The organism is Sinimarinibacterium arenosum (genome assembly GCF_005047655.1).
In the GTDB taxonomy this organism is placed as follows: Bacteria; Pseudomonadota; Gammaproteobacteria; order Nevskiales; family Nevskiaceae; genus Solimonas.
Window position 1 is genome coordinate 171,829 of record NZ_SUKF01000003.1, and the last position, 17,535, is coordinate 189,363.

At 64.2% G+C, this 17,535-nt stretch carries 16 protein-coding genes; 7 read left to right on the forward strand and 9 right to left on the reverse strand.

Annotated features, from left to right (window positions below; genetic code table 11):
• Positions 1-9 precede the first annotated feature (9 nt).
• Positions 10-975, forward strand: a complete 966-nt coding sequence (locus E4T66_RS07150) for an MBL fold metallo-hydrolase (protein WP_136848230.1) — start codon at positions 10-12, stop codon at positions 973-975.
• A 53-nt stretch (positions 976-1,028) separates the two neighbouring features.
• Here E4T66_RS07150 and E4T66_RS07155 read toward each other — a convergent pair whose 3' ends face one another.
• The 3 genes from E4T66_RS07155 to E4T66_RS07165 form a co-directional block, all read right to left on the reverse strand.
• Complete coding sequence (locus E4T66_RS07155; protein ID WP_136848231.1) at positions 1,029-1,526, reverse strand: hypothetical protein; 498 nt, start codon at positions 1,524-1,526, stop codon at positions 1,029-1,031.
• Between the two features lie 202 nt (positions 1,527-1,728).
• A complete protein-coding gene (locus E4T66_RS07160; protein WP_136848232.1) occupies positions 1,729-2,526 on the reverse strand; it encodes a carboxypeptidase regulatory-like domain-containing protein in 798 nt (265 codons plus the stop codon).
• 41 nt (positions 2,527-2,567) lie between these two features.
• Positions 2,568-4,412, reverse strand: coding sequence for a CocE/NonD family hydrolase (locus E4T66_RS07165; RefSeq protein WP_248679505.1), 1,845 nt, complete (start codon positions 4,410-4,412; stop codon positions 2,568-2,570).
• A 71-nt stretch (positions 4,413-4,483) separates the two neighbouring features.
• Between E4T66_RS07165 and E4T66_RS07170 the strand changes: the two genes are divergently transcribed.
• Entirely contained in the window at positions 4,484-5,572 is a 1,089-nt protein-coding gene (locus tag E4T66_RS07170) for an aminopeptidase (protein WP_136848233.1), read from the forward strand.
• Here the strand turns inward: E4T66_RS07170 and E4T66_RS07175 are convergent.
• Positions 5,562-6,545, reverse strand: a complete 984-nt coding sequence (locus tag E4T66_RS07175; RefSeq protein ID WP_169577526.1) for an MBL fold metallo-hydrolase — start codon at positions 6,543-6,545, stop codon at positions 5,562-5,564. The two genes, E4T66_RS07170 and E4T66_RS07175, sit on opposite strands and share 11 nt — an antisense overlap.
• Positions 6,546-6,698: 153 nt before the next feature.
• Between E4T66_RS07175 and E4T66_RS21780 the strand changes: the two genes are divergently transcribed.
• On the forward strand, positions 6,699-6,824 hold the full coding sequence (locus E4T66_RS21780) for a hypothetical protein (RefSeq protein WP_282706988.1): 126 nt from the start codon (positions 6,699-6,701) through the stop codon (positions 6,822-6,824).
• A 12-nt stretch (positions 6,825-6,836) separates the two neighbouring features.
• On the opposite strand, the gene E4T66_RS07180 is transcribed toward E4T66_RS21780, so the two are convergent.
• Both E4T66_RS07180 and baeS read right to left on the reverse strand, forming a co-directional pair.
• Complete coding sequence (locus E4T66_RS07180) at positions 6,837-7,520, reverse strand: response regulator (protein ID WP_136848679.1); 684 nt, start codon at positions 7,518-7,520, stop codon at positions 6,837-6,839.
• 2 nt (positions 7,521-7,522) lie between these two features.
• Positions 7,523-8,926: a sensor histidine kinase efflux regulator BaeS gene (gene baeS / locus E4T66_RS07185; protein ID WP_136848235.1), complete on the reverse strand. Its 1,404-nt coding sequence runs from the start codon at positions 8,924-8,926 to the stop codon at positions 7,523-7,525.
• A gap of 157 nt (positions 8,927-9,083) precedes the next feature.
• Between baeS and E4T66_RS07190 the strand changes: the two genes are divergently transcribed.
• The 4 genes from E4T66_RS07190 (at position 9,084) to cysS (ending at position 15,110) form a co-directional block, all read left to right on the forward strand.
• Entirely contained in the window at positions 9,084-10,292 is a 1,209-nt protein-coding gene (locus E4T66_RS07190) for an efflux RND transporter periplasmic adaptor subunit (RefSeq protein WP_169577527.1), read from the forward strand.
• Positions 10,293-10,303: 11 nt separating this feature from the next.
• Positions 10,304-12,259 (forward strand): MacB family efflux pump subunit, encoded by a 1,956-nt coding sequence (locus E4T66_RS07195; RefSeq protein ID WP_136848237.1) that lies wholly within the window; start codon positions 10,304-10,306, stop codon positions 12,257-12,259.
• An 11-nt stretch (positions 12,260-12,270) separates the two neighbouring features.
• The gene (locus E4T66_RS07200; RefSeq protein WP_169577528.1) at positions 12,271-13,653 is read left to right on the forward strand and encodes an efflux transporter outer membrane subunit; all 1,383 of its coding nucleotides are present in this window, start codon (positions 12,271-12,273) and stop codon (positions 13,651-13,653) included.
• 65 nt (positions 13,654-13,718) lie between these two features.
• A complete protein-coding gene (cysS, locus tag E4T66_RS07205; protein WP_169577529.1) occupies positions 13,719-15,110 on the forward strand; it encodes a cysteine--tRNA ligase in 1,392 nt (463 codons plus the stop codon).
• A gap of 136 nt (positions 15,111-15,246) precedes the next feature.
• On the opposite strand, the gene E4T66_RS07210 is transcribed toward cysS, so the two are convergent.
• From E4T66_RS07210 to E4T66_RS07220, 3 genes are all read right to left on the reverse strand, one after another.
• Complete coding sequence (locus E4T66_RS07210; protein WP_169577530.1) at positions 15,247-16,029, reverse strand: N-formylglutamate amidohydrolase; 783 nt, start codon at positions 16,027-16,029, stop codon at positions 15,247-15,249.
• Positions 16,026-16,448 (reverse strand): hypothetical protein, encoded by a 423-nt coding sequence (locus E4T66_RS07215; RefSeq protein ID WP_136848241.1) that lies wholly within the window; start codon positions 16,446-16,448, stop codon positions 16,026-16,028. Before E4T66_RS07215 ends, E4T66_RS07210 begins: the two co-directional genes overlap by 4 nt.
• A 138-nt stretch (positions 16,449-16,586) precedes the next feature.
• Positions 16,587-17,444: a PA4780 family RIO1-like protein kinase gene (locus E4T66_RS07220; protein WP_136848242.1), complete on the reverse strand. Its 858-nt coding sequence runs from the start codon at positions 17,442-17,444 to the stop codon at positions 16,587-16,589.
• Between the last annotated feature and the right edge of the window lie 91 nt (positions 17,445-17,535).

The window sequence follows — 17,535 nt, forward strand, 5'->3', positions numbered from 1 at the left end:
GAACTCCGCATGAATACCGTACCCACTGCGTCCTTGCCGCCCGTTCAGGATCTGGATTTCGGGATCACCTGCATCGATACCCTGCAGGAGCGCCCCGGACTGGCCTGCTGCTATCTGATCCAGCGTGAGCAGGACTTCGCGCTGATCGAATGCGGTACCGCACATGGGGTGCCGCGCCTGCTGGAACTGCTGCAGCAGCGTGGCATCGCACGCGAACGCGTGCGCTACGTGATTCCGACCCATGTCCATCTTGACCACGCTGGCGGCGCCGGCCTGCTGATGCAGGAACTCCCCGCGGCTCAGCTGGTTGCCCATCCGCGTGGCGCGCGTCATCTGATCGATCCGGCCAAGCTGATCGCCGGTGCGACCGCGGTCTACGGCGCCGATGCGGTGCGCCAGATGTATGGCGAAATCCTGCCGGTGGAGGAGTCACGTGTGATCGTGGCTGACGACGACCACGTGATCCCTCTGGGATCGGGGGAGTTGCGTTTCATCGATTCCCCCGGACATGCCCGCCATCATTTCTGTGTCTGGGATGCCGTGTCGCGCGGGTTCTTCACCGGGGATACTTTCGGGTTGTCCTATCGGGAGTTCGATGGGCCGCAAGGGCCGTTTCTGATGCCGACAACGACGCCGGTGCAGTTCGAGCCGGATGCCTGGATGAAGACCCTGGATCGGCTGTTGTCCTTCAGCCCGGAACGGATGTTTCTGACGCACTATGGCTGCGTCGAAAATGTGCCGCAGCTGGCAGAGGGTCTGCGTGCCGGGTTGCAGCGCTATCAGACGATGGCGCAGCAAAGCGCACAGGCATCAGACCGCCACGCGGTCCTGTTCGAGGCCTTGATGGGCGATGCCATCAAACAACTCGCCGCGATGCATGCCCCGGTCGACGTAGCGAAGGCGCGTGAGCTGCTGCACTTCGATATCGAGCTGAACGCACAGGGGCTCGAGTTCTGGCTCGATCACGCCGCCTGATGCGCCTAGCTTCGCAGTGCCGTCGACGGCACTGCGCTGCGTGACGTTTGTCCTTACTGCGGCTGCCAGATCAGCGTCACGTCCTGGTGGCCGTCGGCACGCACGCTGACATTGCGCGTCAGCTCGACCCCGCCATACGAACGCGCCGTGATGGCGTAGGTTCCGGTTGGCAGTCGCAGGAACAGCATCGGTCCGGCATTTGAGACACAGAGCACCTGGTTGCTCTCGGCGTCGCGCACGGTGACCGTGACCATTGCGGTGTACGCATCCTTGCCGTCGAGGTGCTCGGCAAATGTCAGAGTCAGCGGAAAGCCGGACTTGATGGCGCGCATGGCCTCGGACTGCGGAGCGCCGATGCCGCCGCTGACGAAGCTGATCGATCCGGCCTGCTGCTCCGGAGGCGGCGTCTTGCCGAGGGCGGTGTAATCGATGGCGATGCAATCGGCGGCAGAGGCAGGGGGCGCTGGTTCCTGAGCGCCCACAGCGCAGGCGAACGAAAGCAGGCCCAGGCTAAGGGCCGCCTTAATGGTGGATTGCATTCGTGTGTTCATGGTTCACACCTCACGTCCATGTCAGGGGTAACCTGACTCTACGACCTGTACCGGATTCGTCGTTTGATCCAGGTCAGTCGTGAACGGCGCACAAAAAAGCGGCCGCTTCGGGCGGCCGCAGATCTTGCTGCTTGGGTTCTTGGCGGCTTGCGCAGTGAGGTTCTGACGCAGACCAGATGCTGACTGTTTTGGGGCGGCCAGCTCAGCGCGGCAGGCCGTGCAGACCCCAGGGTGGATTGGCGTTGATGACGCGGCCCAGCTGACAGTCGGCGACAAACTCGGCAAAGGCCTGGTCAGGGTTGCTGGCTGAAATTGTGTAGACCCCGGGCGGCACATTGGTCCACAGGATGCCGCCGTCTTCGGAGGTGCTGGTCACCGAGGCGTCCGGGACCACATTTTCGTTGAAGTAGATGGCGTCAGGCAGCGCAGGGTCGCCGGAGGCCGTGGTGCCGGGCACCCCATGCGGGTTGTAGGTCCGGAACTGCTCAAACGGCATGCCCACCACTTCCGGCACGCTGGCCGTGGTGACAATGACGCAGCCGAGCAGATCCGGAGCGATGTGTCCCATCGTTGTCAGCAGCAGCGCCAGCTGCGCGTACGTCTGCAGGTCGGGCGTCTGAAAATTCACGTTCTCCAGATCGGCGTCGACGGTAAAGGTTTGCAGATAGATCGTGCGATAGCCGTCGGCAACGATATAGGGCGTCACCGTGCTGCCGGCCGGCACGTCAATCGCATAGGCTCCTGCATCGTCTGTCGTTGCGCTGAGGTCGGGGAACTCGACCAGATTGATCGTCGCGCCGACGATGCGGCACTGCGTCTGCTCGGGCTCGGCGGCGCACTGGTTGAAGGTGTAGGCCGTGCCGGTCAGCCGCGCGGTGCTGGGGTCGCCATCCGCGTCCGGGGTTCCCGTGCCGCCGCTGCCGCTATTGCATGCGGCGAGCAGCAGCGTGGCGAAAATGGACAGTGCCAATACATCTGGACGACGGGAGCGATGTTGCATGTGTGGTCTGTGGTTCGGACTTGTTGTGGGTGCGCCGAGGATCAGACGCCGTTCTGTGCGATTTCGCCTGGCGCCAGCAGCGGCAGAGCGACCGTCCCGGTCAGGTTCAGCGCCGGCACCAGCAGATCGCGTGACCAGGTCACCGGATACTGCGCATGGAAACCGTAGATCAGCAGCGCCAGTTCATCGCCCTCGGCCAGACGTTCGGCGATGCCGTTCATTTCGAGGGTATGCACACCAAAGCCACGTACCGGGGTGATCTGGTCGTCGATGACGTCCCAGCGCTCGGTGCCCGCTTTGCGATGGCCGATGGCGAAATACAGGATCGGATCGCAACCCAGCGACAGCGGTGCGGTCGCGCAGGTGGCCATCTCGGCGCCGCTGAGGCCTTGCATGTCGATGGCGAGGGTCGGTACGCCTGCAATCACTGCGCCGCCCGCCGGCACCGTCATCAACGTCTGGTTCGCCAGCAACTGTTCGCGAAATGCGTTGCCGAGGACCGAACCGATGATGCTGAGCGCGCCGGACAGCTGCGGCGTGCTGGCGTCGATCTCGAACGCCGTACCACCGCGTTTGACCTGATTGACGGCTACCGCATCGCCTTCGCCGAGGCTGAGGCAGACCCTGGAACCGGACTTCAGGACGGCGTCGACCGCACCGGCCTGATTCTGCAGTTTCTCCTGGAACCAGGCGTGGGTGACTTCGTCGAGGTCAAGGCTGCCGCAGCTGCGCGAGCCGCCTGCATCCTGGAAGTTGGGCACAGTCACTGCGGCAAAGAACGGGTCCAGGGCGTCTTCGGCGCCCGGAATCGAGGTCAGGCTCACCGGCAGAATGTGGCCGGTCTGATGGGTGAGCAGACGCACGTCGCCGCCGAGTGCCTTCAGACATTCATAGTTGCCGAGGCCGTCGTTGAAGTTGAACAGCGTGTCGCGGAAGCCCTGCGTGACCAGCACGTCGGCTGCCGGCGGCGGGACCGGTGCGACCAGGAAGGTATCCGGCGTCGCGACCAGGAAATTCTGCGGGCCGGGCTGCTGGCCGTCACAGAAGTAGGCGACGCTGTGGTACTTGAAGGCGTTGAAGCCGGCGTCAGGGAACTGATTGGTCAGTGCGCCCTGGATCAGCGTTTCCAGCACCAGTGCGTCCTGGCGTGGGCCCGGACGCTGCAGATAACCCTGCAGCGGGGTCGGGTCGAGGCCCGTTAGCGCATCCAGCACAACCGTCGGGCTTTCGCCGCCGGCGCTCAGCGCCACCGCGTAGCCGGACTTGATGACGTTGTGCGAATCCAGCGAGTAGGTCAGATCGTGCGGCGTGATGTCCGGTGCCAGCACGCGCAGGCGATGCTTGGGATCGGCCATGTACAGCAGCATCTGGTACATGCCGCCGTAGGAACCGCCATAGGAGCCGACGACCATTTCGTTATTGTCGCGACGGCGCAGACCTTCGAGATTCTCGGCCCAGTCCAGCACGGCGATCAGGTTCTGGCCTTCGTAGTCCGGGTCCATCACCCGAACCGTCCCGCCGGATTCACCGAAGCCGCGCTCGTCGATCGAGATGACGTAGTAGCCTTCATCGAGCAGGCGCTGTGCAAAGCCGCTGGCTTCGGTCATGCGCGTGCCGCCGTAGCCGTGGCTTTGCAGTACCAGAGGATAGGTCTTGCCGACTTCCAGCTGGGTCGGCTCGAACACTTCGAACACGACGCTGTCACCGGTCACCGGGGAGGTGATTTCCTGGCGGTAATGGGTGCCGGCTCGGGATTCGGCGACGGCGACCAATGGGGGTTTGCCGCTGCCGGAGGAAGAGCCGCCGGAGGGCGCGGTGCCTGAGGTGGAGCTGCCGCAGGCGCAAACGGTCATGGCTGCCGCAAGGCAGAGTGCTGGACGCAACATGAACTTCTCCTCCAGATATCGGCACTATGGGTGTGCCGTGATTGGCCAAGATTACGCTTTTGTGACCTTTGATGAGAATAGTAAAGCCGACCCTCCGACGACCGCTGATTCTTGCTGTATGCGCAGTTTCCGTCGTCGTTCTGAGCGGATGCAGCAACCTGAGCTATTACGCGCAGCTGGCAAGCGGCCAGCTGGCGCTGTTGCGTGCCCGCGAGCCGATCACGCGGGTACTGGGCGACGCCGACGCCGACCCCGCGCTCAAGCAGCGCCTGCAACGGGTCAGTGCGGCGCGGCAGTGGGCCGTGCAGCACCTGGATCTGCCGGACAACGGCAGCTACACCAGTTACGCCGATCTGCAGCGACCCTATGTGGTCTGGAACGTGTTCGCCACGCCGGAGTTTTCGCTCGAGCCCGTCGAACACTGCTTTCCAATCAGTGGATGTCTGGCCTATCAGGGCTATTACGCGCAGGCTGACGCCGAGGCACGTGCCGCCGAACTCGCTGCGCGGGGCGCCGACGTCTACGTCGGCGGCGTGCCAGCGTATTCGACGCTCGGCTGGTTCGACGATCCGGTCACCAGCACGATGATGCGATGGAACGACGCCGCGCTGATCGGGACGCTGTTCCACGAGCTGGCGCACCAGAAGCTGTACGTGCAGGACGACACCCGCTTCAACGAGTCCTTCGCCGAATTCGTCGAGGATCAGGGGCTGCGCGAATACCTGTCCGCGCATCCGGACACCGATGCACCCGCGGCGGACAGCCGCCATCGCTCACAGCAATTCGCCGAATTGATCGTGCACACCCGCGAGAAGCTCGAGGCGTTGTACGCCAGCGGCGTCGGTGAAAACGTCATGCGTGTGCGCAAGGCAGAGCTGTTTGCGCAGCTCCGCACGGACTATGCGCAGCTGCGCGATGATGAATGGGGTGGCGACACTCGCTACGACGCCTGGTTCGCCGACGGCGCGCTGAACAATGCCAAGCTGCTGCCTTTCGGTCTGTATGACGAGGATCTGCCGGCATTCGCGGCGCTGTTCGAGGAGGCGGGTCGTGATTGGCCGCGTTTCTTTGCGGCTGCGGAGTCCCTCTCACGTGCGCCGGAGCAGGAGCGGCAGCAGCAGTTGCAGGCGCTACGTGTGCGCACAGCGTTTAATCGGTGATCAGCGGTCGCGTTTCACCATGCTGCAGGACCCAGAAGCGTTCATGCGGAATGCCGGCCGCGTCCAATGCGCGACGCAGGCGATGCGGCGGTTCGTCCAGCGGTTCTTCGGTCAGGCGGAACGTGCCCCAGTGCATCGCCACCGACTGGCGGCTGCCGATGTCCTGATGGATTTTCACCGCCTCGTCGGGATTGACGTGCATCGCGTGCATGAACCAGCGTGGCTCGTAGGCGCCGATCGGCAGCAGCGCCAGATCAATCGGTGCGAAGCGCGCGCCGATATCGGCGAAATCCGCCGAGTAGCCGGTATCGCCGGCGAACAGCACCCGCCGCGGCACTGGGGTTGCTGCGGACTCGACGACGAAGCCACACCACAGGGTCTTGTTGCGATCGTTGGCGCTGCGGCCTGAAAAGTGTTGCGCGGGGACGGCATGCACGCGCAGGCCGCAGACGTCCGCCGACTGCCACCAGTCCAGCTCGATCACGCGCTCGATGCGCCGGCGGCGCAGCCAAGCCTTGAGGCCCAGAGGTACGACGAACTGAAGTTTCGGATGATGTCGTGCCAGCGCGATCACGCTGGCTTCGTCCAGGTGGTCGTAGTGATCGTGTGAGATCAGCGCTATATCCAGCGACGGCAGTTCGTCGACCTTCAGTGCCGGCGGGGTGTAGCGCAACGGGCCGGCAAACTGGGTCGGCGAAGCCCGACGACTGAAGTGCGGATCGGTGATCAGATTGAGACCGGCCAGCTGCAGCAGGAAGCTCGAATGACCGATCCAGGTCAGCTGATCCTGAGTTCGATTGGTGCGCAGCTGCTCAACCGCGGGGCGATGCAGCGGAAACTGCACCTTGCGGTAAGGCTTGAGCAGGAACGACGGCAGCCAGCGTAGTGCGTCGAAACCGCCATGGCCGTCGCTGGAGTGATTGTTGCGAAAGCCGCGTGCCGTGTGATGCCGCGGCGGAGCCGAGTCAGCCATGCGCATGATCGAAAGCATGAAATATCGCCCAAGCATACTCCGCAGCGGATGCGTGGCGGCGATGCCCATGTAACGTTCAGTATTGTCATCGGCTCGGCACGCGATTTGCTCAGAAATATTGTCCTGTAACTGGACGCGCACAGGGGGTGCACGGTGCCGCTGTTCTATTTCGATCCGGTGACTGGCAGCAATCGCCTGAAGCGCCGCTACACCTGGGGGTTGAGCGGATTTGCGCTCGGCGTCGGGGTCGGTGTGCTGCTGACAATGGTCGTCGTCTAGGCGGGTCCGGACTCAGCCGTCGAAGGTGTAGCCGACGCCATAGATCGAGCGGATCGGTTCGCACTCGGGGCAGATCGCCTGCAGCTTGCGTCGCAGGTTCTTGACGTGACTGTCGACCGTGCGGTCGGTGACCACACGGTGATCGGCGTAGAGCTGGTCCAGCAGCTGGGCTCGCGAGTAGACCCGTCCACGCGTGGTAGCGAGCGTTTTCAGCAGACGGAACTCGACCGGTGTCAGGTCCAGTGCTTCGCCGTTGTAACTGGCGCGATGCTGTGATTCATCGATGTGCAGGCCGCTGCTGGCGGCAACGTCGTCGCGTTGTGTACGGCGCAGGATTGCACGCACGCGCGCGACGACTTCGCGCGGGCTGTACGGCTTGCAGATGTAGTCGTCGGCGCCCAGCTCCAGCCCCAGCAGGCGGTCGATCTCCTCGACGCGTGCGGTCACCATGATGATCGGCACGTCGGTGAAGCCACGCAGTTCACGGCAGATATCCAGGCCGTCGCGCCCGGGCAGTGCCAGATCGAGCAGAATCAGCTGCGGCGGGTCGCGCCGCACCGTGGCGACCACGTCCAGACCGTCGCTGAGCCATTGCACCTCGAAGCCGGCGCCAATCAGGTAGTCGCGCAACACTGTGGCGAGCCGCGACTCGTCCTCGACGATCAGCACGCGTGCGGTGGTGGCAACGCCGGCCATGGTCATGTCGGTGCTTCCAGTGGCAGCCGCAGCGAAATCCACAGGCCGCCCAAGGGAGACGGTCGGGCGTCGATCGTGCCGCCATGGGCTTCGGTGATGTTGCGGCAGATTGCCAGCCCCAGGCCGGCGCCGCTACGGTCACGCGTGCGCGCATCGTTGACCCGATAGAAGCGTTCGAACAGCCGCGGCAGCAATGCTTCCGGCACGCCGGGCGTGGAGTCCTGAAAATCAATCTGGGCAATACCGTCCTGGCTGTGGCAGCTGATGCGCAGGCGGCCGCCTTCGGCGGTGTGGCGTGCCGAATTCTCCAGCAGATTGCTTAACAGCTGACGCAGTCGACCGTGATCTCCGCGTACGACTGGTGCCGGGGTCGGTATTGCGGCGTCGATCAGAATGCGCTTCTCCGCATAGCGTTCCTCGAAGCGACGCAACATCTCCTGTAAAAGTGCTCCGAGATCGACGGGACCCATGCGATAGGTCAGCGCGCCGGCATCGGATAAAGACAGTTCGTAGAGGTCGTCGACCAGTTTGTTCAGGGTCTCGACGCCGAGTTGCAGACCGTGGACCGCGTCGGCGTTGAGTGGGCGTACGCCGTCTTCGAGCGCTTCGAGTTCCGCGCGCAGCACAGCCAGCGGCGTGCGCAGCTCGTGCGAGATATCGGCCATGAATCCGCGTCGCATCCGTTCGTTGCGGTCCAGTGCGTGCGCGAGGCGATTGAAATCTTCGGCCAGACTGCCGATCTCGTCGCTGGAAGTGATTTCAACGCGGTTGGCATAGTCGCCGCCAGCGAGCTGATGTGTCGCCGCAGCCAGGCGCTTGATCGGCGACAGCATTGTATGCGCAAGAAGAATGGCGACACCGGCAGCCAGCAACACTGCCAGTCCGATGATGACCCAGGTTGCGGTCAGCTGCTGCTGCTGAAAGCGCAGGTCAGCTGCACCGGTCACATGCTGAATCGGAATCAGTGCAAGCCAGCCGACCGCTCGACCGTCGACCACAACGGCACGATGCAATGCGTCGTTGTCGACCTCTGTATTGCCAACGACCCATCGATGCTGCTCGTCGAGTAGCGCCAGACGCAGGCCGAAGCCGGTCAGGTCCGAGTTGGGAAAGACCAGCGGGCGCGTGCCAGAGGACGGATCGCTCGTGGATTCGGGTGCGGCCGGTCGCAGCAGATGGAACCAGGCGCGCGGATTGTCGCGAATGAACTCCCAGTTGCCGTGCTCGTGGTAGGCCGCTGCAAGCGCAGGCAGCAGACCCTCCATGCGCTCGACGCCCTGATCATTCAGGTACCCCAGGAATCCGCGCGAGAAATTGAAACGCGCCGCTGCACCCACCGCGATGGCGATCAGCACGCTGGTCGCGACGATGGTGACGAACAACTTGGCGGTAATGCCGAATCTCATGCAGTCAGCGGCGGGTGGACGAAGGCGGCAGGCTATTTGGCGGCGAATCGTCGGCGCTGACAAGGTGTCGCGACACGAATCCACAGTTTCTTCAAAATCGCTCCACATTCATGGCGCAGTCTGGATTGCACCTACACAGGATCCGGACGGGCGGTTCATGAAAGACAGCGTTTCCCAGATGAACACCGCGGGTCTACGTCGCCGCCGTCGCTGGCTATGGGACGTACTCGCGATCGTCGTGATTGCCATCGTGGCAGGCTGGGTCTGGAACGGTCTGCGGCCGGCACCTGAATCGCAGCAAAATACCGTCACCGTCGAGCGCGGGGATATAGAAAAGACCGTGACTGCGGTCGGTGCGCTGCAGCCCAAGGAATACGTCGACGTCGGGACTCAGGTGTCCGGGCAGCTGCAGAAAGTACATGTCGACATTGGTGACCGTGTGACCAAGGGCGATCTGATCGCCGAGATCGACCCGACGCGTTACGAGTCGACTGTGCGTAACGATCGCGCGAGCCTGCAGAGTCTGCGCGCGCAGCTGCTGCAGAAGCAGGCCGAGCGGGAACTGGCGCAGCAGCAGCTGGAACGCAATCAACGCATGTTGGCCGAGCGCGCGGTCAGTCAGGACACCGTTGACCAGTCGCGCGCGACGGCCAAGGTGGCCAAGGCGGCGGTGGCCGCGCTGCAGGCGCAGATCGCAGCAGCAGAAGCCACGCTGGAGGGCAATCTGGCCAATCTCGGCTACACCAAGATCTACGCGCCGATGGACGGGACCGTGGTGTCTCAGACCAGCCTGGAAGGGCAGACCGTCAACGCCACGCAGTCGGCGCCGGTGATCGTGCAAGTGGCGAATCTCGATGTGATGACAGTATGGGCGCAGGTCGCCGAAGCCGATGTCAACAAGATCAAGCCGGAGATGGCAGCGTATTTCACGACCCTGGGCAATTCCGGGCGGCGCTGGCGCGGCACGGTGCGGCAAGTACAGCCGACACCGGAGACCGAGAACAACGTCGTTCTGTACAACGTCTTGATCGACGTCGACAACGCAGAACAGCTGTTGCTGCCGTCGATGACAGTGCAGGTGTTTTTCGTGCTCGGGCAAGCCCATGACGTGCCGCTGGTGGCGCTCAGTGCGCTGACGGCCGATCCGTCCGCGGGTCCCGACATGTTTCGCGCGACGGTGCTGACCGAGCAGGGGGTGGTGCCGCGACAGGTCCAGGTCGGTGTGACCAACCGCGCCACGGCGCAGGTCGTGTCGGGGCTGGAGGTAGGCGATCGGGTCGTGGTCGACACGTCCGTGGCGACGTCCGCTGAGTCCGCTGCGGGTCAGCGCAACGGCACGCGCCGGCCGATGATGCCGCACCTGTGAGCGATCGAGCGATGACCGCTACTCCCAGTGCACACGATCAGCCGCTGATCAGTCTGCGCAATGTCAGCAAGGTCTATCCGAACGGAGAGACCGAGGTGCGCGCGCTGGATCATGTCAACCTCGAGATCCGTGCGGGCGAATTCGTGTCGATCATCGGGCAGTCCGGTTCGGGTAAGTCGACCCTGATGAACATCATCGGCTGTCTCGACCGGCCCAGTCATGGGCACTACTGCGTGCGCGGCGCCGATGTCGCGCAGCTTGCGCCCGACGACCTTGCGGCAATGCGCAGGGACACTTTCGGTTTCGTGTTCCAGCGCTACAACCTGTTGGCATCGGTCAGCGCTGCCGAGAACGTCGAGCTGCCCGCGATTTACGCCGGGCGCGGCAAGCGCGAACGGCTCGAGCGGGCGAAGCAGCTGCTGGCACAGCTGGGGCTGGGCGATCGCAGCGAACACAAGCCCAATCAGTTGTCCGGCGGACAGCAGCAACGCGTGTCGATCGCGCGCGCGCTGATGAATGGCGCCGAGGTGATCCTGGCGGATGAACCCACCGGCGCGCTCGACAGCCGCAGTGGTGCAGAGGTACTCGAGTTGCTGTCGGCACTGCATGCCGAAGGCCATACGATCATCCTGATCACGCACGATCCCGCGGTTGCCGCGCATGCGCGGCGCACGATCCAGCTCAAGGACGGGCAGGTGATCGAGGACACCGGCTCGGTGGCAGCAGGCGTGGATGCGGTCTATCACGCCCCCGGCGGCGCCCGACATCCGCACTGGCTGCCGGATCTGGCCGAGGCGGTGAAAATGGCGTTGCGCTCTCTGCGTGCCAATCTTTTTCGCAGTGCGCTGACGCTGCTCGGCGTCGTCATCGGCGTTGCTGCGGTGGTGACGATGCTGGCGATCGGCAACGGCAGCAAGCAGGACATCCTGCAACGCATCCAGGCCATGGGCAGCAATCTGCTGCTAGTGCGTCCCGGCGCGCCCGGGCAGCGCCCCAGCGGCGATCTGGCAACGCTGGTGCCGGAAGACGCGACAGCCGTGGTGGATCTGGACAATGTGGCCTACGTCTCGCCGGAGCGCCGCAGCAGCGCGACCTTGCGCTACGGCAGCGTTGACTATCGCACCACGGTCTACGGTGTCTGGCCCGGTTATCAGCACACCCAGGACTGGAAGCTGGCCACGGGCAGCTTCATCAATCAGGACGACGTCGACGGCTACGCTGCCGTTACTGTGCTGGGCAAAACGGTTGCAGGCAATCTGTTTCCCGATGGCAGTAATCCGGTCGGACGCTATGTGCTGGTGGGCAATGTCCCCTTCGAGGTGATTGGCGTGCTGCAGCCCAAGGGGGCGAACGCCTTCGGGTCGGATATGGACGACGTTGCCCTGGTGCCGTTGTCCACGGGATTCATCCGCCTGTTCGGCAAGCGCTATCTGAGTTCGTTGAACGTCAAGATCGAATCCGCCGCACAGGCGGATACCACGCAGGCCGCAATCGAGCGGCTACTGCTGCAACGTCATGGCACCGAGGATTTCCAGGTGCGCAGCACGACCTCGCTGATGGAGACGGTCGAGTCCACGCAGAACACCTTGACCGTGATGCTGGGCGCGGTCGCGGCGATTTCACTGCTGGTCGGCGGTATCGGTGTGATGAATATCATGCTGGTCAACGTCACCGAGCGCACACGCGAGATCGGGCTGCGCATGGCCACTGGCGCCCGGCGCAGCAGCATTCTGCTGCAGTTCAATACCGAAGCGCTGGTGGTCTGCGGTATCGGCGGCGTCGCAGGGGTGGCGCTGGGCTTCGCCTCCGGTGCGGTGATCAAGGCATTCGGCACCAGCGTCGCGTTTACGGCGCTGCCAGCGGTCCTGGCTTTCAGTTCGGCTTTCGCCACGGGTCTGATCTTCGGGTACCTGCCGGCACGCAAGGCTGCACACATGGACCCGGTTGTGGCTCTGTCGTCCGAATGAGGCGTTCATTGATGAAACGAACACGATTGACTGCACCGCTGATGTTCGGGCTGTTGCCCTGGCTGGCGGCGTGCAGCCTGACGCCCAGCTATCAGATGCCCGATGCGAAACTACCGTCGTACTGGGAGACTGTGAAGGAGGGCACGGCTCAGGTCGCGGACACGCGGTGGTGGCTGAGTTATCACAGCGACGAGCTGGATCAGCTGATGCAGCAGGCGCTTGCGGCCAATCATGATCTGGCCGCTGCGGTCAGCCGCATCGAGCAGGCGCGGGCTTCGCTGCGCAGCGCGCGTTCGGTGCTGTTGCCCAGTGCCGGCCTCAGCGCCTCGGCCTCCCATGACAGACGCCGCGCCGATGACGTCACGACGACGTCCGAAGACAGCCAGGCCGGCGTGTCGATTGCCTATGAACTGGATCTGTGGGGCGCCAACCGTGCCGCGGCCGCGGCGGCCGATGCGACGCTCGCGGCCAGTCGTTACAGCCGCGACTCGGTCGCGCTGGTCCTGCAGGCGGAAGTCGCCAGCACCTATTTTCAGCTGCTGTCGCTGCGCGATCGACTGGTCATCGCGCAGCGCAATCTCGATGCCGCGCAGGAGCTGATGCGGCTGGTGCAGGTGCGCTTCGACAACGGTGCCGCGACGGCGCTGGACGTAGCGCAGCAGCGCACGACACTGCTCGGAATCCAGGCGCAGATTCCCAGTCTGCAGCAGAGCGTGAATGAAACCCGCCACGCGCTGGCGGTGCTGCTGGGTCAAGTGCCGCAGGGCTTCGATGTTGTCGGTGCATCGCTGGCCGAGCTGAACTTGCCGACGATCGATCCGGGCCAGCCGTCGGCACTGCTGTTGCGGCGTCCAGATATCCGCATGGCCGAGGCGCAGCTGATGGCCGCCAATGCCGACATCGGCGCCGCACGCGCGGCGCTACTGCCGAGTCTGGATCTGTCGGCGTCGGCCACGGCAACCGGCCTGATCAGCGGCGGTTCCGCCACGGTGGCGTCGCTGGCGGCGTCACTGGCGCAGACGATCTTCAGCGGCGGACGCCTGCGCGCACAGGTTGCGCTGACCGAGGCGACGCGGCAGACGCTGGCCGAAACCTATGCTCAGACCGTGCTGACCGGCCTGCAGGAAGTCGAAGACAGCCTGTCGCTGCTGGATACCAGCCTCGAGCGCACCGACCTGTTGGCACAGACGGCGGAGCAGGCGCGCGAGGCCTACCGGCTGGCGCGTGTGCGCTATGACGCCGGTGCGATCGATCTGCTGACCCTGCTGGACAGTCAGCGCACCCAGCTCAGCGCAGAGGACACCCTGGTGCAGGCGCAGCTGACGCAGATCAACGCCACGGCGCAGCTGGTCAAGGCGCTCGGCGGCGGGTGGTCGGACGCCGTCAGCGGGTAGCCGACGCCGCCTGGGGTTTTACTTGGATCCGCCCAAGCTACGGTATCCTTCGCGCGTTTTTCGCGATGGATACCCCGATGCAGCTGCATAACACCCTGACTGGCCGCAAGGAAGCATTCGTCCCGCTCGATCCGCAGCGGGTGACGATGTACGTCTGCGGTCCGACCGTCTACAGCTACGCGCATATCGGCAACGCGCGACCCGCGGTGGTGTTCGACGTGCTGGCGCGCGTGCTGCGGCGGCGGTATCCGCAGGTGGTCTATGTCCGCAACATCACCGACATCGACGACAAGATCAACGCTGCTGCGGTGAAGGAAGGAGTCGAGATTGGCGTGATTGCGCAGCGTTACGAGAAGATCTATCTCGAGGACATGGCGGCGCTGGGCGTGCAGCCCACCGACTTCGCGCCGCGCGTGACCGAACATCTGCCGACGATCATTGCGATGATCCAGCGGCTGATCGACAGCGGGCACGCCTACGAGGCCAAGGGCCACGTGATGTTTCACACGCTGAGCTTTGACGGCTACGGCAAGCTGTCCAAGCGTGACGAGCAGGCGCTGATGGCGGGCGCGCGCGTCGAAGTTGCGCCGTACAAGAAGCACGCCGGCGATTTCGTGCTGTGGAAACCGTCGACCGACGAGCAACCGGGCTGGGATTCGCCCTGGGGCCGCGGCCGGCCGGGCTGGCATATCGAGTGCTCGGCGATGGCCGAGGCGCTGCTTGGCGAGACCATCGACATCCATGGCGGCGGGATCGATCTGGTGTTCCCGCATCACGAAAACGAGATTGCGCAATCGACGTGCTCTCACGGCGGCAAGACCTTTGCGCGCTACTGGCTGCACAACGGCTTTCTCAACGTCGACAGCCAGAAGATGTCGAAGTCGGTCGGCAATGTGTTGCTGGTGCATGAGCTGCTGAAGTCGCTGCCGGGCGAAGCCATGCGTCTGGTGCTGCTGACCGGCCATTACCGCCAGCCGATCGACTGGACCGATGAAGTCATCGGTGAGGCGCGCAAGAAGCTCGACCGGCTCTACGGCGCGCTGCGGGATCTGGGCGACGTTGCGCCTGCGGCCGGGGTCACCGCGCCGGAAGCCTTCATCTCCGCGCTGGAGGACGATCTGAATACGCCGATGGCGCTGGCTGAACTGTTCGAGCTGGCGCGCCGGGCCAACAAGGCGGACGATGCGGCCGAGAAGGCGCAGCTGAAGGCGCAGATGCTTGATGCCGGTCTGCTGCTGGGCCTGCTGCAGCAGGCGCCGGAGGACTGGTTCAGCTGGAGCCCGGCCGTTGACGGTGAGCGCCCCGGCGCGGAAGAGATCGAGGCCCTGCTGGCACAACGCGCCGACGCTCGCGCCAACAAGCAGTGGGCCGAATCCGACCGCATCCGCGACGAACTGAAGGCGCGCGGCGTCCTGGTCGAGGACTCGAAGGACGGTCAGCGCTGGCGGTATCTCTGACGGTCGTGCGTGAGTGTCGGTCAAGTGCTGCCGAGCGCCGATTGCCGTGTATTTGTTATAAATTCTGGAAAATCAATATATTGAGATATTAACCTCAAGTGTTGAATGATGTATTGTGACTTCGTCGGCTCTACGGTCAGACGTCCTTGAGTCCGGCGCCGGCTTGCTTCAGCAGGCTGGCGAGGCGGCCGGCCCAGTTCTTCTGGCCGGCGACATCGGTGATCAGATCCTGGCGAATGGACAGGCCGACGTGTGGCAGCCCGCGCGATTCCGCATGCTGCGACAGCGTGTAGTCGTTGGTGTCGTCCATGGACTGCGGTTCGTTGATGCCGACCTGCAGGCGTTCATCGCGCTTGAGCAGCTGTTGCAGTGCGTGCCCCAGGCGGGCGTCACGGTCGAACATCAGGCTGATGTCCCACGGCCGCTCGTCGCCGCGAAAGCTCGGTGCAAAGCTGCGTAGTGCAATCAGGCGGGTCGGGCGGCGTGCACGCAGGCGCTGATCGATCAGCTTGCGCAGCGTGTCGTGGAACGGCGTGAAGACCCCAGCGATGCGCTCGGCGACGGCTTCGGGGTCCAACTCCAGGTTGCCGTCGATCTCACCCCACTCGGTACGGCAGTTGATGGAGTCCGCAGCGTCCAGCGGACGGTTGCAGTCAATCACCAGACGTGAATAGTTGGCTTCGATCAGCGGCGCTTCGAGACGGTCGGATAGCAGCCGCGCTACGCTGACCGCGCCGATGTCCCAGGCCAATGGACCGTCAAGCTGGGTGTCCTTCAGTCCGAGGGTGCCCAGTGAGGCGGGCAGTCGTGGGCTGGCGTATTCGCAGACCAGCAGGAATTCCGAGCCGCCGTTCGCGTTGTACAGCGTGGAGGCTTCCGTTTCATCGGATTCGAACAGCGGTTTGAGGATGGCGTTCATGGCGTCGGCTTTTCCGGAGTCGAAGGGGTTGCGACAACGGTGCGATCGGTGGCCGGAGTGCGGCGCTGAACCTCGACGCTTTCGTTGATATTCGCGGGAATCGACCATTCGCTGAGGTCGATATTCATCTGCTTGAGGCCTTCGACGATGCGCTTCAGCAACGGACGGCTGCCTTTGGTGGCGATACCGCAGCCGCTGCGGGCCAGCAAGGTTTCGAAGTGATCGGTGAACGTGCTGCGGTCGCGCTGCGCGTTGCCGCTGGAGACGCGTGCGCGGGCCCAGTTCTGCGTCATGTTGAACTCCTGCGAGGAGGCCGCAAACGCACCGGCGGAGAGCCTGACGACGACGAAGTCGCCGTAACGGGCAGTGCCACCACCGCCGCTGAAAACGCTGAGCAACAGGGTCTTGGGTTGATTCATGAGCGCGCCTCGGGGCGATTGCTGGACTGCTGGCAACGGCGGCCAGGTTGCAATGCTGGAGGCGTCTGCAGGGTCGGCGGATTGCAGTAAGACCGCGGCCCGCGCACAGTATGCGCCCAAATCTCCGGGCGCGTCGGTTCAGTCGTCCTGTTCGGCGGCCTCGCGTCCGCGCTGGCGTGCCTCGGCTTCGCGCCGGGCTTCGGCAATCTGCTCCAGCACTGCTTCGACATCCGCCGAGCCCGGATCCGGCGTGAATTCTCCGGTCAACGGCGTTTCGGGCGTGAGCTGGGCGGTCTCGTACAGCGCCCAGATCTCGCGGGCGTACTGGGTTGCGAGCAGCTCGGGTGCGACGCGACCAAACGTTTCCCGCATGTTGTCGACATCACGCTGCAGCATGCGAAAGGCGTTGTTGTTGCTCGCCGCATCGACCGCCTGCGGCAGGTCGATCACCACCGGGCCGTTGGTGTCGACCAGCACATTGAATTCGGACAGATCGCCGTGAATCAGGCCGGCGCAGAGCATGCGCACGATCTGTTCGATCATGAACCGGTGCCACTCGCGGGCCTGTTCCGGTGTCATTTCGACTTCGTTCAGACGCGGCGCCGGGTTGCCGTCGGCGTCACAGACCAGTTCCATCAACAGCACGCCGTCGAACACACCCAGAGGCTGCGGTACGCGCACGCCGGCAGCTGCTAGGCGATACAGCGCATCGATCTCGGCGTTCTTCCATTCGCTTTCCTGCAGCTTGCGTCCGCGTCGGCTGCGGCCGCCCATTGCACGCTCGTCGCGACTGCCGCGGCGCTTGCGGCCTTCCTGGTACTGCGCGAGCTTGTGAAAGCCACGATGCTCGGCGTCCTTGTAGACCTTGGCGCAGCGCAGCTCGCCGTGACATTCGACAACGAAGACCGCGGCTTCCTTGCCGCTCTTGAGCGGGCGCACGACATCGTCAACCACGCCGTTGTCGACCAGCGGCTGCAGACCCTTGGGGACTTTCATCGGAAGTCTTCGATGCGAAACAGCTGCAGCGTTGGCAGGGCCGGGTCGCCGGAATAAGCGCGCCAGAACGACGGGGTCAGCATGAGAGGCT

Excerpts from the sequence above, each read along its gene's own strand:
- E4T66_RS07155 (WP_136848231.1), bottom strand. The coding sequence starts at position 1,526 with ATGAACACACGAATGCAATCCACCATTAAGGCGGCCCTTAGCCTGGGC.
- E4T66_RS07215 (WP_136848241.1), bottom strand. The coding sequence starts at position 16,448 with ATGAATCAACCCAAGACCCTGTTGCTCAGCGTTTTCAGCGGCGGTGGT.
- E4T66_RS07180 (WP_136848679.1), bottom strand. The coding sequence starts at position 7,520 with ATGGCCGGCGTTGCCACCACCGCACGCGTGCTGATCGTCGAGGACGAG.
- E4T66_RS07165 (WP_248679505.1), bottom strand. The coding sequence starts at position 4,412 with ATGTTGCGTCCAGCACTCTGCCTTGCGGCAGCCATGACCGTTTGCGCC.
- E4T66_RS07160 (WP_136848232.1), bottom strand. The coding sequence starts at position 2,526 with ATGCAACATCGCTCCCGTCGTCCAGATGTATTGGCACTGTCCATTTTC.
- E4T66_RS07210 (WP_169577530.1), bottom strand. The coding sequence starts at position 16,029 with ATGAACGCCATCCTCAAACCGCTGTTCGAATCCGATGAAACGGAAGCC.
- cysS (WP_169577529.1), top strand. The coding sequence starts at position 13,719 with ATGGATACCCCGATGCAGCTGCATAACACCCTGACTGGCCGCAAGGAA.
- E4T66_RS07195 (WP_136848237.1), top strand. The coding sequence starts at position 10,304 with ATGACCGCTACTCCCAGTGCACACGATCAGCCGCTGATCAGTCTGCGC.
- E4T66_RS07190 (WP_169577527.1), top strand. The coding sequence starts at position 9,084 with ATGAAAGACAGCGTTTCCCAGATGAACACCGCGGGTCTACGTCGCCGC.
- E4T66_RS07220 (WP_136848242.1), bottom strand. The coding sequence starts at position 17,444 with ATGAAAGTCCCCAAGGGTCTGCAGCCGCTGGTCGACAACGGCGTGGTT.
- E4T66_RS07170 (WP_136848233.1), top strand. The coding sequence starts at position 4,484 with ATGAGAATAGTAAAGCCGACCCTCCGACGACCGCTGATTCTTGCTGTA.
- E4T66_RS07200 (WP_169577528.1), top strand. The coding sequence starts at position 12,271 with ATGAAACGAACACGATTGACTGCACCGCTGATGTTCGGGCTGTTGCCC.
- E4T66_RS07175 (WP_169577526.1), bottom strand. The coding sequence starts at position 6,545 with ATGGCTGACTCGGCTCCGCCGCGGCATCACACGGCACGCGGCTTTCGC.
- E4T66_RS07150 (WP_136848230.1), top strand. The coding sequence starts at position 10 with ATGAATACCGTACCCACTGCGTCCTTGCCGCCCGTTCAGGATCTGGAT.
- baeS (WP_136848235.1), bottom strand. The coding sequence starts at position 8,926 with ATGAGATTCGGCATTACCGCCAAGTTGTTCGTCACCATCGTCGCGACC.